Origin of the sequence: Providencia sp. PROV208, from assembly GCF_028479465.1 — a bacterium.
GTDB classification, from domain to species: Bacteria; Pseudomonadota; Gammaproteobacteria; order Enterobacterales; family Enterobacteriaceae; genus Providencia; species Providencia alcalifaciens.
Window position 1 is genome coordinate 15,862 of record NZ_JAMPNS010000020.1, and the last position, 15,341, is coordinate 31,202.

Sequence of the window (15,341 nt, forward strand, 5' to 3'; positions counted from 1 at the left end):
AGTATTAGTTTTTATAATTTAATTGCGATGAGAAATATTAAAAAGAATAAATTTTCAATAGTAGGCAGGATTTTCTGTATTCTATGAAGAGATAACCACCATTTTCCCAACTCTGGGAAAATGGTTTTTGTTTTTATTTCACTTAATCACTTACCAATACAGAAACTCGAGAAAATACGCCCTAACAAATCATCAGAGGTAAATTCACCCGTAATTTCGCTCAGTTCTTGCTGAGCTAAGCGTAATTCTTCAGCCAGCAGCTCACCGGAGCGAGCATTCACTAACTGGTCATAGCCTTGAGCTAAATGGGTTGCCGCATTATTCAACGCTTGCAAGTGGCGACGACGAGCAAGGAACCCACCTTCTGTATTGCTATTGAAGCCCATGGTCTCTTTGAGGTGATCACGCAGCAAATCAATGCCTTTTTCTTCACGGGCAGATAAGCGGATCAATGGGTAACGAGCATCGGCGACAAACTCCACTGACTCGCCTGTTTTATCGGCTTTATTACGAATGACCGTAACAGGCAACGTTTCTGGCAAGCGAGCCATAAATTCTGGCCAAATTTCTTGTGGCTCAGTCGCGTCCGTGGTGGTGCTGTCCACCATAAATAATACGCGGTCAGCTTGCTCAATCTCTTTCCAAGCGCGTTCAATACCGATACGCTCTACTTCGTCGCTAGCCTCACGCAAGCCCGCGGTATCAATAATATGCAGAGGCATACCATCAATATGAATATGTTCGCGCAGTACATCACGCGTGGTGCCTGCAATATCCGTCACGATGGCCGCTTCGCGACCCGCTAATGCATTCAATAAGCTAGATTTCCCGGCATTTGGACGCCCTGCAATCACCACTTTCATGCCTTCACGTAACAGGCTACCTTGACGGGCTTGAGAACGAACTTGGTCTAAATCCGCCACAACTTCATTCAATTTGGCTTCAATTTTACCGTCAGATAGGAAATCAATTTCTTCATCAGGAAAGTCAATCGCAGCTTCCACATAGATGCGCAAGTGAGTGAGTGCTTCCACTAGCTGATGAATATGGGATGAAAAAGCACCTTGCAAAGAGTTCATTGCGGAACGCGCCGCTTGTTCTGAACTCGCATCAATCAGGTCGGCAATTGCTTCAGCTTGCGCCAAATCGAGTTTGTCATTTAAAAATGCACGCTCAGAAAATTCCCCCGGATTGGCAATACGGATATTGGCAATCGTCAGAATTCGTCTGAGTAATAAATCGAGGATAACAGGACCGCCATGCCCTTGTAGTTCAAGGACATCTTCCCCGGTAAAAGAGTTAGGTCCCGGGAAATAAATCGCAATCCCTTGGTCAAGAACAGAGCCATCAGCATCACGAAATGGCAGATAATCGGCATAACGCGGCTTTGGCAATTTTCCGAGCACTGTTTCAGCAACCAAAGCTGCCTGTGGACCGGATACACGTAAAATTCCAACCCCACCACGACCGGGTGCGGTTGCCTGTGCGACGATAGTATCGTTGATTTGCATGATGTTTCTCTGTCTATGACTAAAAAAATTGAGGCGACCCTAAATGGATCGCCTCAATGTTACTATAGAATCTGGCTTTGTGAAGCCCTCTAAACTCGATAAGAATTTAGATTATTTCTTCTCTTTCTTATCACGGCTATGTAAGCCACGTTTTTCCAGACCACGATAAATAACTTGCTGCTGGATAATAGTGACTAAGTTGCTCACGATATAGTACAGAACCAGACCGGATGGGAACCATAAGAAGAACACGGTAAACACGACTGGCATGTACATCATGATCTTCTGCTGCATTGGGTCAGTCACAGTTGTTGGTGACATCTTCTGAATCACGAACATCGTCACACCCATCAGAACTGGCAGGATGTAGTACGGGTCTTGTGCAGACAAGTCTTGAATCCAACCAAAGAACGGTGCATGGCGTAGTTCAACAGAACCCATCAACATGTAGTACAACGCAAGGAAGATTGGCATTTGAATCAGCAACGGTAAACAACCACCCAGTGGGTTTACTTTTTCTGATTTGTACAGCGCCATCATTTCTTGGCTCATACGTTGTTTATCGTCACCAATACGCTCACGCATTGCAGCCAGTTTTGGTTGCAGTAAACGCATTTTCGCCATTGAGGTGTACTGCGCTTTGGTCAGCGGGTACATGATACCACGGACGATAAAGGTGATAACGATGATGGCAATACCCCAGTTACCGACGAAACCGTGAATGAATTTCAACAGTTTGAACAGCGGTTGAGAGATAAACCATAACCAACCATAATCTACGGTTAAGTCTAAATGAGGAGCAACTTCCGCCATTTCTGACTGAATTTCAGGACCAATCCACAGTGTAGAAGAGTAGGTCGCAGCACCATTTGATGCGATGGTCAGAGGTTCACTCTTATAACCAACGATGGCTGATTTCTTATCGAGATCAATGGTGTAGAAAGTGCTTTGCTCAGAAGAAGCTGGGATCCACGCAGTTGCAAAGTATTGTTGCAGCATGGCGACCCAACCACCTTTGGTTGTCAGGCTTAAGTTTTTATCTTCGATGTCACTGAAACTATATTTTTTATAGTTATTTTCATCAGAAGAGTAAGCTGCACCACGGTAGGTATGCAGAGCAAAGTTGCTGCTGCCAGTGTCACGTTGTTCAGGTAAAGCGATGGTTTGCTTTAATTGACCGAAGAACGCAAGCGTTAAAGGCTGCGCAGTTGGGTTTTGAATGTTGTATTCAACATCAACAGTGTATTTGCCACGCTTCAGAATGTACGTCTTCTGATAAACCACACCGTTATTATCGGTGAAGGACATCGGGATACGTAATTCGTCTTGACCATCTTTTAACTCAAAGCTTGCTGCATCTGAAGTATAAAGAGGGCGTTGACCATTGTTATTCGCTGGGTTGTCTGGACCATGAGGACCGATCAGACCACTTTGTGCCTGATAAACAAAACCTGGTGTGGTTTCCAATAAACGGAATGGGTTTGGTGAATTCAGGGTTGCTGGATAGGCTAACAGATCAGCCTCATCGATATCACCACCACGAGTATTGATACGAATATCAAGTACATCGGTTTTAACGGCAATAAGCTTACCTTGTTCACTACCTGTGACCGCTTGACCATCATTGCTTGCACTGCTCGGCATGTCCGTCTTTTGCTGCGAAACTTGAACAGCCTTGGTTTCCTGAGCAACTTTATCGCTCTCCCAAGCCTGCCAAACTAAGAACGACACGAACAACAAAGCGATGAGTAGAAGATTGCGTTGGGAATCCATCGTTATAATTCTCTATTATCATCAGTTTTTCTAGGTGGGACAGGATCATCTCCACCAGCGTGTAAAGGGTGGCATTTTAATACGCGTTTGGCAGTTAACCAACTACCTTTTAGCATACCAAACCTGCGCAATGCCTCAATTCCGTAATTAGAGCATGTGGGATTGAAACGACAACGAGGTCCTAACAACGGACTAATAGCCAGTTGGTAACCTCTGATCAGCATGATCAGGACTTTTGAGCCAAGCGACGGTGACGACGCCATAACTTATCCAATGATTCCGTAATCTGTTGATTGTCGAGATCGGCTACCCCTCTGCGAACCAGAACCACAAAGTCCATTGAAGGCAACTCATGTTGATGCAAACGAAAATATTCACGGGCTAATCGCTTGATACGATTACGCTCATGAGCACGTTTAACATTTTTTTTGGCGATGGTAAGACCGATGCGGGGATGCCCCAGCTCGTTAAGGCGACCAAGGATTGTTATCTCTGGGGAACTCGCCCTCTGCGGCTGCTTGAAGACATTGTCGAAATGCCTGGGAGTTAACAAACGTAACTCCCGGGTAAAAGCGAGCGTAACCACTATAGAGGGCTAGCTTTATTACTTAGATGAAACGGTCAGACGAGCGCGGCCTTTAGCACGACGGCGAGCCAGAACCTGACGACCATTTTTAGTGGCCATACGAGCACGGAAACCGTGTGAACGGTTGCGCTTCAGTACGGACGGTTGAAAAGTGCGTTTCATAACGATTTCTACCTAACTTTAAAATTTATTACTGATTCAGTAAACGCGTTGGCAACCAGTGGAAACTGATTTACACCTGTGCCTCTATCGCAACAATATAGAAAGAGGCAGGATTGTAATAAAACATAGGGGGTCACGTCAATAAAATGACGTAATCAAACCACTTTTTATTTAAACCTGGCTGACCGGTTTGCCGATATGTGCCGTGACAAGCTGCGTATGGAACTCAATTTATACTGTCTTTTAAGCAAGTCTCACGATGTAACCACCAATTAACTCAAGCGTTTATTGACGTTACCCATAAAACCCATCTGCTTAAATTCGTCATAAAAAGTGACATTCGCAGTGTACACAGGGAGGAAGATTATACGGACTCCTCCCTAAAGCGCAAGGATCTTAGCGGGATCCGAAAATATTTTTTGATCTTGAGGGATAATTTCTATATATAGGCTAAAGTTATCCCCAGACATGTGGAAAATTTGTCGTTGCCCGCGATCATCCAGCAAAATTCTCCCCTATCAAAGCCGCCTTATCACATTTGCCTGTGGATAAAAAGCATAAAAACTGTGTAAAAGAATGGAGATCTTAGGTGAATTTTGCGGTATGATCGCAGGTCTATTTCTGATCAGAGGATCAGGAATATGTTGTGGATAGATATGGTGAGTAAAAGTTAGTCAAACACCTTCTCTGGCCCCCTATTCTCTTAGTGACCACGAAAAGTGACTAATGGAATAGTTACCAGTAAAAAATTCTTAACGAAATCCGTAATTCTTGTTTCATTGACCTTGTTAGGGGAGTCCAACGTGTCACTTTCGCTTTGGCAGCAATGTCTTGCCCGATTGCAGGATGAACTACCTGCCACAGAATTCAGTATGTGGATACGCCCTCTTCAAGCTGAATTAAACGATAATACACTGGCACTTTATGCCCCGAATCGTTTCGTCCTTGATTGGGTGAGAGATAAATACATCAATAATATCAATGAATTATTGAATGACTTTTGCGGTTCTGATGCCCCTGCTCTACACTTTGAAGTAGGCAACAAACCGATGATGGCTGCGCCGGTGAGTCCTCAAGTACGCACGCATAATGAAATGCCTGCATTCGCCGCGCCATCTGCACCTGTAAAGCCTAGCTGGGACAATTCAGCCAAAGTTCAACCCGACGTGTCATACCGTTCAAATGTGAACCCGAAACACACGTTTGATAACTTCGTAGAAGGTAAATCAAACCAACTAGCTCGCGCTGCGGCGAGGCAAGTGGCAGAAAATCCTGGCGGAGCTTATAACCCATTATTCCTTTATGGTGGAACAGGTTTAGGTAAAACGCACTTATTACACGCTGTCGGTAACAGCATTATGCAGCATAAGGCCAATGCCCGCGTAGTCTATATGCATTCTGAACGATTTGTTCAAGATATGGTCAAAGCATTGCAGAATAACGCCATTGAAGAATTCAAACGTTATTACCGTTCTGTTGATGCATTACTTATTGATGATATTCAGTTTTTTGCTAACAAAGAGCGTTCACAAGAAGAGTTTTTCCATACATTCAACGCCCTGCTTGAAGGCAATCAACAAATTATTTTGACTTCCGACCGTTATCCAAAAGAAATCAACGGAGTGGAAGATCGTTTGAAGTCTCGTTTCGGCTGGGGTCTGACGGTTGCAATTGAACCCCCAGAATTAGAAACTCGTGTTGCCATTTTGATGAAAAAAGCCGATGAAAACGAAATCCAACTGCCCGGTGAAGTGGCATTTTTCATCGCAAAACGCTTACGTTCGAATGTACGTGAGTTAGAAGGTGCGTTAAACCGTGTTATTGCTAATGCGAATTTTACAGGTCGAGCTATCACTATCGACTTCGTTCGAGAAGCATTACGTGACTTATTAGCACTGCAGGAAAAGCTGGTAACTATTGATAATATTCAAAAAACTGTTGCTGAGTATTATAAGATCAAAGTCGCTGATTTACTTTCTAAACGTCGTTCTCGTTCTGTCGCTCGACCGCGTCAGATGGCAATGGCACTGGCGAAAGAGCTGACAAATCATAGTTTACCTGAAATCGGGGATGCTTTTGGCGGTCGTGACCACACCACGGTGTTGCACGCTTGTCGTAAAATTGAACAATTACGAGAAGAAAGCCATGACATCAAAGAAGATTTTTCAAATCTAATCAGAACATTATCATCTTAATTGCTATGAAATTTATTATCGAACGCGAGCAGTTATTAAAACCGTTACAACAGGTGAGTGGTCCATTAGGTGGGCGTCCAACGCTGCCTATTTTAGGAAACCTTTTACTTCACGTAAAAGAAGGTGCCCTGCAACTTACGGGTACCGACCTAGAAATGGAGATGATGGCCAATGTTCCGCTTACCCGTGAGCATGAAATTGGTGCAACCACGGTACCAGCGCGCAAATTTTTTGATATTTGGCGTGGCTTACCGGAAGGTTCTGAAATCCAAGTCGAACTTAATGATGACCGACTGCTTGTACGTTCTGGGCGCAGCCGCTTCTCATTATCCACCTTACCTGCGGCGGACTTCCCGAATTTAGATGATTGGCAAAGTGAAGTTGAGTTTTCTCTGCCTCAATCCATACTGAAACGTTTAATTGAAGCAACGCAGTTTTCAATGGCACACCAAGATGTCCGTTATTACCTCAACGGCATGCTGTTTGAAACTGAAGGAAATATGCTCAGAACCGTTTCCACCGATGGGCACCGCCTTGCGGTTTGCTCTATGGATATTGGTCAAGAACTACCATCACATTCTGTCATCGTGCCACGTAAAGGCGTCATGGAATTGATGCGTCTGTTAGATGGTGGCGATGCCTTATTGCAGCTACAAATTGGTAGCAACAATATTCGCGCTCATGTTGGCGACTTTATCTTTACCTCTAAATTAGTCGATGGTCGTTTCCCTGACTACCGCCGAGTTCTACCTAAGAATCCAGATAAAACCTTAGAAGCACGCTGTGATTTACTCAAACAAGCTTTCTCACGAGCGGCGATTTTATCTAACGAAAAGTTCCGCGGCGTACGTTTATTCTTCAGTGAAAACCAGCTACGTATCACTGCGAATAACCCTGAACAGGAAGAAGCGGAAGAAATTGTTGATGTTAATTACCAAGGCGGAGAAATGGAAATTGGCTTTAACGTCAGTTACATCCTCGACGTCTTGAATGCCCTGAAAAGCGAAAATGTCACACTGTTTTTAACGGATGCCGTTTCTAGTGTACAAATTGAAGACTCTGCAAGTCGCTCCGCCGTGTATGTTGTTATGCCTATGCGCTTGTAAGCAGTCAGTATGATCCTTTCGCGTTTATTGATCCGCGATTTTCGTAATATAGAAGACGCCGATCTCTCCCTTGCAACTGGGTTCAATTTTTTAATTGGTCCTAATGGGAGTGGCAAAACCAGTATACTGGAAGCAATTTATACACTTGGACATGGACGAGCCTTTCGCAGCATTCAGGCGAATCGCGTTATTCGTCATGACCAAGAACAATTTATTCTACATGGTAAACTGGGACACCCAGATACCGAACGCAAAGTACTATCACTCGGTTTAAGTAAGAATCGCGAAGGTGATAGTAAAGTAAGAATTGATGGCACCGACGGGCATAAAATTGCAGAACTGGCAAAACTCTTGCCAATGCAGCTTATTACCCCTGAAGGGTTTACCCTACTAAATGGTGGTCCAAAATACCGACGCGCGTTTATAGATTGGGGATGTTTTCATAATGAAGCCCTATTCTTTTCTACATGGTCGGACTTAAAACGTTTGTTAAAGCAGCGAAATGCGGCTTTACGGCAAGTAACTCGTTATGAGCAAATTCGCCATTGGGATCAGCAACTCGCCCCAATTTCCGAACAAATTAGCCAATGGCGCGGCGAGTATATTGCAGGTATTGCAGAAAATATTGAGCAAACCTGTAAACAGTTTTTACCCGAATTCTCACTTTCGGTCTCTTTCCAACGTGGTTGGGACAAAGAAATTGATTATTCAGAACAGTTAGAGCGGCAGTTTGAGCGCGATAGAGCGTTGACCTACACCTCATCAGGTCCACATAAAGCTGATCTGCGAATTCGAGCTAACGGCATTCCCGTTGAAGATATGCTCTCTCGTGGTCAACTGAAATTATTAATGTGTGCACTCAGGTTAGCGCAGGGTGAATATTTCACCCAACAGAGCGGGCAACAATGCCTGTATCTACTGGATGATTTTGCTTCAGAACTGGATTCTGGTCGCCGGCAATTATTAGCGGCTCGACTCAAAGCTACGCAAGCACAAGTGTTTGTAAGTGCTATTACACCGGCGCAAGTCAATGATATGATTGATGCCAACAGTAAAATGTTTAGTGTAGAGCAAGGCAAAATAGAAGTTCAACCTCAGGAATAGAAAGAGCAGGAAACGTTGATGTCGAATACATATGACTCCTCAAGTATCAAGGTATTAAAAGGACTGGATGCGGTGCGTAAGCGCCCGGGCATGTATATCGGTGATACCGACGATGGAACAGGTCTTCATCACATGGTCTTCGAGGTTGTGGATAACGCTATCGATGAAGCCTTAGCTGGTTTCTGTGACGATATCGTCATCACTATCCATGCCGACAACTCCGTCTCTGTACAAGATGATGGGCGTGGTATCCCAACGGGCATCCACGAAGAAGAAGGTGTTTCTGCCGCAGAAGTCATCATGACCGTTCTGCACGCCGGCGGTAAATTTGACGACAACTCCTACAAAGTCTCCGGTGGTCTGCACGGTGTGGGTGTTTCAGTGGTTAACGCCTTATCCGAAAAACTTGAATTAGTAATCCGCCGTGACGGTAAAGTTCACGAACAAATATACAAACACGGCGAGCCACAAGGTCCTCTAACAGTTGTTGGAGAAACAGACCAAACAGGGACTCGTGTACGTTTCTGGCCAAGCATGGACACCTTCAAAGGTGTGACTGAATTCGAATACGATATTCTGGCAAAACGCTTACGTGAACTTTCATTCCTGAACTCAGGCGTTTCAATCCGTTTAATTGATAAACGAGATGGCAAAGAAGACCATTTCCACTATGAAGGTGGGATCAAAGCCTTTGTTGAGTATCTGAGCCGTAATAAAACCCCAATTCACCCATCCGTATTTTATTTCTCTACTGAGAAAGACGGGATTGGCGTGGAAGTTTCCATGCAGTGGAACGACGGTTTCCAAGAGAATGTTTACTGCTTCACCAACAACATTCCTCAGCGTGATGGAGGTACCCACTTAGCGGGCTTCCGTGCCGCGATGACCCGTACCCTGAATAACTACATGGAAAAAGAAGGCTATCAGAAAAAAACGAAAGTCAGTGCAACGGGTGATGATGCTCGTGAAGGCTTGATTGCCGTTATTTCTGTAAAAGTGCCAGATCCTAAATTCTCTTCTCAAACTAAAGAAAAACTGGTTTCTTCCGAAGTGAAAACAGCTGTCGAAACCTTAATGAATGAAAAATTGGTTGAGTATTTATTAGAGAATCCAAACGACGCCAAAATCGTTGTTGGCAAAATCATTGATGCTGCACGTGCCCGTGAAGCTGCACGTAAAGCCCGTGAAATGACTCGCCGTAAAGGCGCGTTAGATTTAGCAGGTTTGCCAGGTAAACTCGCTGACTGCCAAGAACGTGACCCTGCATTATCTGAACTGTACTTAGTGGAAGGGGACTCTGCGGGCGGCTCTGCAAAACAAGGCCGTAACCGTAAGAACCAAGCTATTTTGCCACTGAAAGGTAAAATCCTGAACGTGGAAAAAGCGCGTTTCGACAAAATGCTCTCTTCCCAAGAAGTTGCGACACTGATCACCGCATTAGGCTGTGGTATTGGTCGTGATGAATACAACCCAGATAAACTGCGTTATCACAGCATCATCATCATGACGGATGCTGACGTCGATGGTTCGCACATTCGTACATTGCTGTTAACTTTCTTCTACCGTCAAATGCCAGAAATCGTTGAACGTGGTCATATCTTTATTGCTCAGCCGCCACTGTATAAAGTGAAACGCGGTAAGCAAGAGCAATACATTAAAGATGATGAAGCGATGGATGACTATCTGATCTCTATCGCACTGGACGGTGCTGAGTTACATTTAAGTGCGGAAGCCCCAGCCATGAAAGGCGAACAACTGGAAAAACTGGTTGTTGAATACAATGCAGCGCACCGTATTATTCGCCGTCTTGAGCGTTTATATCCACAAGCGCTGCTGAACAGCTTAGTGTATCAATCCACACTGACTGAAGACGCACTGAAAGATAGCGCCCAAGTTGAAGAATGGGCGAAAACTTTAGTGGCGCGTTTAGAAGAGAACGAGCAAGCGGGTAGCTCTTACAGCTATATTATTCATGAAAACCGTGAACGCCAGCTATTCGAGCCGACTATTCGTATCCGTACCCACGGTGTTGATAGCGACTACAACCTCGATTTCGACTTCGTACATGGTAGTGAGTATCGTCGCATCACCGAGTTAGGTGACATAATCAGTGGCTTAATCGAGGAAGGAGCTTATATTCAACGCGGTGAACGTCGCCAGAATATCGACAACTTCGAGCAAGCATTAGAGTGGTTAAGCCGTGAATCTCGTCGTGGTTTATCCGTACAGCGTTATAAAGGTCTTGGTGAAATGAACCCAGAACAACTTTGGGAAACCACCATGAATCCAGAAACTCGCCGTATGATGCGTGTCACTATCAAAGATGCAATTGCAACAGATCAGCTGTTCACCACATTGATGGGAGATGCCGTAGAACCGCGTCGTGCCTTTATCGAAGAGAACGCCTTAAAAGCCGCGAACATCGATATTTAATCGACTTACCGGCTCATTCATTTGATAACCCTATATTTCGGTATAGGGTTATTTTTTTATCTAATTTTAATCTTAAATATTTATTATTAATTTTATTTTAAAGTTAACTAATTTCACACTTTATTTAATTAACTAAATAGAATAATGAAATAAAATAAAGTTTGTCTTATTTACTTCCATTTTATGGAAAATAAAAATCACCCTATTAAGATGAAATAGATTTTTCCTTCTTCAAAAATCTATAGGTCTATAATGAACAAAATAATACCCTCGGTATCTTTAAGCCTGTTTTTGCTATTTAACATTCATCCAATTTTTGCTCAATCTGATTATTTAGAGGCACAAAAAACCATTCTTAATCAACGAAATCAACTCTTTAATGAACTCAAAACCCATGTTATTCCTCCCTATCCCGAGCCACATTCACAAGCCGCACTATGGGATAAAGAAGCCAGTCAACACGTTACACTGTTAACTAAAAAACGTAAAAAGAGCGCTGAAAAAGATCAACAAAGCACACCAGAATATATCTTTAATATTTACAGAGAATATTTATTTAATCAAAAAGGTTTTAATTATAATGATTTTAAAAAAATCGAGGCTTATAACCGTCTAGATAATTTATTTCAATTAGCCAGCTTTGCCTATGACCCTATTAAAAATAAAAATCGCTCAATGGATTTTATTCTAAAAGATCATTACTTACGAGGTCGCCCCAATCAAGTTCTCAATGAGAAAGGGGAATACATTCCAAACTATACCAATATCACAGGCTCCTCTTACCCCAGTGGACATACTTGGAGCGGATTTAAGCAAGCAGCAATATTTGCCACTCTTTACCCAGAAAAAGGCGCACAATTTTTTGATAGAGCCATGGGATATGGAGAGAGCCGTGTGATTGTTGGCGCACACTTCCCAACCGATACTATTGCCTCACGCGCCGCCCAATACTATCTTCTCGCTCATTTACTAAAAAATAACAAAACTGCCAATACATTTATTGGGTTAGCAAAAGACGTACGCCAAGAAATAAACTCTCAATGTGCTGCGAATACCGCCAAATGCAAACCACCTATCGGCCTGCTTCCCTCATTTGATGAAAATACCGGCTATTACAATAAGCAAAGTGAGCATCCTTCTCCCGCCGTTACAGCGGACCAAATACCCGCGAGTGCAGCTTATTTACTGCGTTCCCGTTTTGCTTATCTCAATAAAGAACAATGGCGGGAAATTATTGCCGGAACCGCCTACCCACGCCATTCTTTAGCTGGCTGGAGTGTTAAACCGAATCAGCCTGATAGCTACTGGGGGCTGATTAACTTATCCAAAGCTTACAAAGGGCCTACGCATTTCGCTGAAGATTGGGTCGTCAATCAACGGGTAACTCAAGACGACGTTGCAAACGTCGGTATTACCGATATTTGGAGCAATGGCATCGATGGCAAAGGGCGATTAATCAAACAAGGGGAAGGCTCATTAACCTTAGCTGGAATTAACCGTTTTGCAGGGCTTGAAATACAGCAAGGTCGTGTGGTTTTAACGCAAGAAAACCACTTAACAGGCCCCGTCAATGTCAATGGTGGAAAGCTTGAGGTCAAACACATCCTACATGCGCCAGTCAACGTCACCAATGGCACATTAGCGCTCAGTCACAGCATCAAAAATACGGTGACATTAAACCAAGGAGCCCGATTTATTGCTTCTGGTTCAGTTGATGACTTAGTGATTAACGGTGGTGCTATCTTAACCCCTGGAGATAATACGAGAGACCCGACAAGGCATCTCACGGTGAATAACACCGCCATCTTCCAGCCCGGCAGTGAATTCTATGTGAGTATTCAAAAAGATGTAATACAGGAATTTGACGCCCTACGTGCTGGCGGTACAGTGACCATCAACGGGGGCAAGGTCAACGTGTTCTTCGCTGAAGAATCAGAACCATTCAATGAACGGATACCTAGTCAAGATGAAATTCAGGGTCGATTCCGCACTCAATATGAAATTATTCGCGCCCCCAATATTCAAGGGAAATTTGACGGCATCGAACCTAACTATCTATTTATTGGTACTACATTAAATTATGGCGCAGACCCTCGTTCACCCACGATGCAACGTGTCACACTCAACGTCGGTCGTAGTGGCCTGACTTTTGATGCCTTTGCAAAGACGCCAAACCAAACCGCCATTGCTCACGCCCTTGAAGATCTCCCATTGAATAACACCCTGTATAAACGTTTAATCCTCAGCCAAACCACCGCAGGGGTTAACGATCTTCTTCGAACCTTATCCCCACAAATTCATATCGATACCCTTGCTAGCCAGTTAAATAACCATCGCCAATATCACGGTACGCTGCTGCAACAAACACGCGCATCAGAAAATATCGTCAAAGAGCGTGGCGATAACCGCGGTAACGTCTGGGTAAACGTACCTTATCATTGGGATAGAACCCAAAGCGACGGCAACGCATCCGGCTTTACCAATAGCAATTATGGGATGTTCTTAGGGGCAGATAAGCATTTCTTTAATGATGATTTTATTTTTGGCATGAGCTCCGGTTTTACAAAAAATTCCGTCTCTGGAGGAGTCGGTCATAGCCATAGCAACAACTATTATTTAGCGGCTTATGGCTCTCTGCAATTGGCGCCAATCACCTTACGTGCAGGGCTTGGGCACACATGGCACACCATCAAAACCGATAGAACAGTCACCTCATCCATTTATTCCGATCACAATACCGCCGACTATAAAGGCAAGACCAACCACCTGTTTATGGAAGCCGCTTACCCGTGGAAATCGGCATTTATCAACGCCGAGCCGTTTGTGAACTTCGCCTTTACCAATGCGGAAAGTCATGGATTTAGAGAAAAAGGGAAAAAAGCCTCGCTCGTTACAGGTCGCCAATCCCTTGATGCCACCACTACAACGCTGGGATTACGTTTAGATAACCAGTGGAAAGTGGGTAAATCATCCTCAATCGATGTACACGGGGAACTCGGCTGGCAACATCAATATGACAAGCAGGAACGCGAAATGGCATTTCGATTTACCCAGCGCAACCTACTTGCACCACCGCTTAACTATCATGGTGTGAATGCACCGCAAGATGGAGTGACAATCAAGCTAGGATCGAATATTCAGATTACCGACAATACCAAGCTATCCGTGGATTACAGCCAATTTACGACCAAGGGATATTTAGAAAATAATCTTGATGCTAAGTTCCTTGTCTCATTTTAATGTTTAAAGTATAAAATTTAGCCATAAAAAATGGCACCGGTGTGTTTCGTCACGCAGGTGCCATGCCTATTTTTCTCGTTTAAGAATTGCGAACTACAGCAAAATTCTCAACATGCGGCGCAGAGGCTCCGCAGCTCCCCATAGCAACTGGTCACCCACAGTAAATGCGGACAGATACTCAGGTCCCATATTCAATTTACGCAGGCGACCAACCGGTGTACTCAATGTACCTGTTACCGCGGCTGGAGTCAGTTCACGCATGGTAATTTCACGGTCATTTGGCACCACTTTCACCCACTCATTATGGGAAGCCAGCAGCTGCTCCACTTCGTTCAGTGGTACATCTTTTTTCAGTTTCAATGTGAATGCTTGGCTGTGGCAACGCAGTGCACCCACACGAACACATAAACCATCAACCGGAATAATATTGCTGCCTGTTGCCAGAATTTTGTTGGTTTCCGCCTGACCTTTCCACTCTTCGCGGCTTTGACCATTGTCTAAGGCTTTATCAATCCACGGGATTAAGCTGCCTGCAAGCGGTACACCAAAAGCATCCGTTGGCATTGAACCGCTACGTGTAAAGTCAGTGACTTTTTTCTCAATCTCTAAGATAGCTGATGCAGGATTTTGCAGCTCTTTCGCCACTTGCGCGTGTAAAGAACCCATTTGCGACAGAAGTTCACGCATATTACGCGCACCCGCACCAGAAGCGGCTTGGTAAGTTGCGACAGAGGCCCACTCAACCAAATCATTAGCAAATAAGCCCCCCAGCGACATTAGCATTAAGCTCACCGTACAGTTACCGCCGACGAAGGTCTTAATGCCTTTATTTAAGCCGTCTTGGATATGTTTGTGGTTCACTGGATCTAAAATAATAATCGCATCGTCTTTCATACGCAGTGCGGATGCAGCATCAATCCAGTAGCCTTTCCAGCCCGCTTCACGTAATTTTGGATACACTTCATTGGTATAATCGCCACCTTGGCAGCTAATAATAATATCCAGTGCACTCAACGCATCGATATCAAATGCATCTTGCAGCGTACTGCGATGACCACCAAAAACGGGTGCTTCAGCCCCATGTTGGGAGGTGGTAAAAAATACCGGGTGAATGACGTTAAAGTCCCCTTCCTCTACCATTCTTTGCATCAATACAGAGCCGACCATTCCGCGCCAGCCAATAAATCCTACATTTTTCATTCTCTTCACCCTGTCTGTTTACATACTTCAC

The 15,341-nt window shown here is 44.2% G+C and carries 11 protein-coding genes; 5 read left to right on the top strand and 6 right to left on the bottom strand.

What is annotated here, in order from left to right:
• Positions 1 to 146: 146 nt before the first annotated feature.
• The 5 genes from mnmE to rpmH all read right to left on the bottom strand — a co-directional run bounded on the left by mnmE (position 147) and on the right by rpmH (position 4,032).
• A complete protein-coding gene (gene mnmE / locus PR766_RS15585) occupies positions 147 to 1,511 on the bottom strand; it encodes a tRNA uridine-5-carboxymethylaminomethyl(34) synthesis GTPase MnmE (protein WP_006660609.1) in 1,365 nt (454 codons plus the stop codon).
• Between the two features lie 111 nt (positions 1,512 to 1,622).
• The gene (gene yidC / locus PR766_RS15590; RefSeq protein ID WP_154635889.1) at positions 1,623 to 3,284 is read right to left on the bottom strand and encodes a membrane protein insertase YidC; all 1,662 of its coding nucleotides are present in this window, start codon (positions 3,282 to 3,284) and stop codon (positions 1,623 to 1,625) included.
• A gap of 2 nt (positions 3,285 to 3,286) precedes the next feature.
• The gene (gene yidD, locus PR766_RS15595; RefSeq protein ID WP_006660611.1) at positions 3,287 to 3,547 is read right to left on the bottom strand and encodes a membrane protein insertion efficiency factor YidD; all 261 of its coding nucleotides are present in this window, start codon (positions 3,545 to 3,547) and stop codon (positions 3,287 to 3,289) included.
• Positions 3,511 to 3,870: a ribonuclease P protein component gene (gene rnpA, locus PR766_RS15600; RefSeq protein WP_006660612.1), complete on the bottom strand. Its 360-nt coding sequence runs from the start codon at positions 3,868 to 3,870 to the stop codon at positions 3,511 to 3,513. The genes yidD and rnpA overlap by 37 nt, the downstream gene beginning before the upstream one ends.
• Positions 3,871 to 3,888: 18 nt before the next feature.
• On the bottom strand, positions 3,889 to 4,032 hold the full coding sequence (rpmH, locus tag PR766_RS15605; RefSeq protein ID WP_004906236.1) for a 50S ribosomal protein L34: 144 nt from the start codon (positions 4,030 to 4,032) through the stop codon (positions 3,889 to 3,891).
• A gap of 803 nt (positions 4,033 to 4,835) precedes the next feature.
• On the opposite strand from rpmH, the gene dnaA reads away from it, so the two are divergent.
• From dnaA to PR766_RS15630, 5 genes are all read left to right on the top strand, one after another.
• Entirely contained in the window at positions 4,836 to 6,227 is a 1,392-nt protein-coding gene (gene dnaA / locus PR766_RS15610) for a chromosomal replication initiator protein DnaA (RefSeq protein WP_006663248.1), read from the top strand.
• Positions 6,228 to 6,232: 5 nt separating this feature from the next.
• Positions 6,233 to 7,333 (top strand): DNA polymerase III subunit beta, encoded by a 1,101-nt coding sequence (gene dnaN / locus PR766_RS15615; RefSeq protein ID WP_006660615.1) that lies wholly within the window; start codon positions 6,233 to 6,235, stop codon positions 7,331 to 7,333.
• Between the two features lie 9 nt (positions 7,334 to 7,342).
• On the top strand, positions 7,343 to 8,437 hold the full coding sequence (recF, locus tag PR766_RS15620) for a DNA replication/repair protein RecF (protein ID WP_006660616.1): 1,095 nt from the start codon (positions 7,343 to 7,345) through the stop codon (positions 8,435 to 8,437).
• A gap of 18 nt (positions 8,438 to 8,455) precedes the next feature.
• Positions 8,456 to 10,870, top strand: a complete 2,415-nt coding sequence (gene gyrB / locus PR766_RS15625) for a DNA topoisomerase (ATP-hydrolyzing) subunit B (protein ID WP_036962507.1) — start codon at positions 8,456 to 8,458, stop codon at positions 10,868 to 10,870.
• A gap of 252 nt (positions 10,871 to 11,122) precedes the next feature.
• A complete protein-coding gene (locus tag PR766_RS15630; protein ID WP_154635890.1) occupies positions 11,123 to 14,110 on the top strand; it encodes an autotransporter domain-containing protein in 2,988 nt (995 codons plus the stop codon).
• Positions 14,111 to 14,203: 93 nt separating this feature from the next.
• Here PR766_RS15630 and asd read toward each other — a convergent pair whose 3' ends face one another.
• A complete protein-coding gene (gene asd / locus PR766_RS15635) occupies positions 14,204 to 15,310 on the bottom strand; it encodes an aspartate-semialdehyde dehydrogenase (protein ID WP_006660620.1) in 1,107 nt (368 codons plus the stop codon).
• Positions 15,311 to 15,341 lie beyond the last annotated feature (31 nt).

Excerpts from the sequence above, each read along its gene's own strand:
- mnmE (WP_006660609.1), bottom strand. The coding sequence starts at position 1,511 with ATGCAAATCAACGATACTATCGTCGCACAGGCAACCGCACCCGGTCGT.
- yidC (WP_154635889.1), bottom strand. The coding sequence starts at position 3,284 with ATGGATTCCCAACGCAATCTTCTACTCATCGCTTTGTTGTTCGTGTCG.
- yidD (WP_006660611.1), bottom strand. The coding sequence starts at position 3,547 with ATGGCGTCGTCACCGTCGCTTGGCTCAAAAGTCCTGATCATGCTGATC.
- rpmH (WP_004906236.1), bottom strand. The coding sequence starts at position 4,032 with ATGAAACGCACTTTTCAACCGTCCGTACTGAAGCGCAACCGTTCACAC.
- dnaN (WP_006660615.1), top strand. The coding sequence starts at position 6,233 with ATGAAATTTATTATCGAACGCGAGCAGTTATTAAAACCGTTACAACAG.
- recF (WP_006660616.1), top strand. The coding sequence starts at position 7,343 with ATGATCCTTTCGCGTTTATTGATCCGCGATTTTCGTAATATAGAAGAC.
- gyrB (WP_036962507.1), top strand. The coding sequence starts at position 8,456 with ATGTCGAATACATATGACTCCTCAAGTATCAAGGTATTAAAAGGACTG.
- PR766_RS15630 (WP_154635890.1), top strand. The coding sequence starts at position 11,123 with ATGAACAAAATAATACCCTCGGTATCTTTAAGCCTGTTTTTGCTATTT.
- asd (WP_006660620.1), bottom strand. The coding sequence starts at position 15,310 with ATGAAAAATGTAGGATTTATTGGCTGGCGCGGAATGGTCGGCTCTGTA.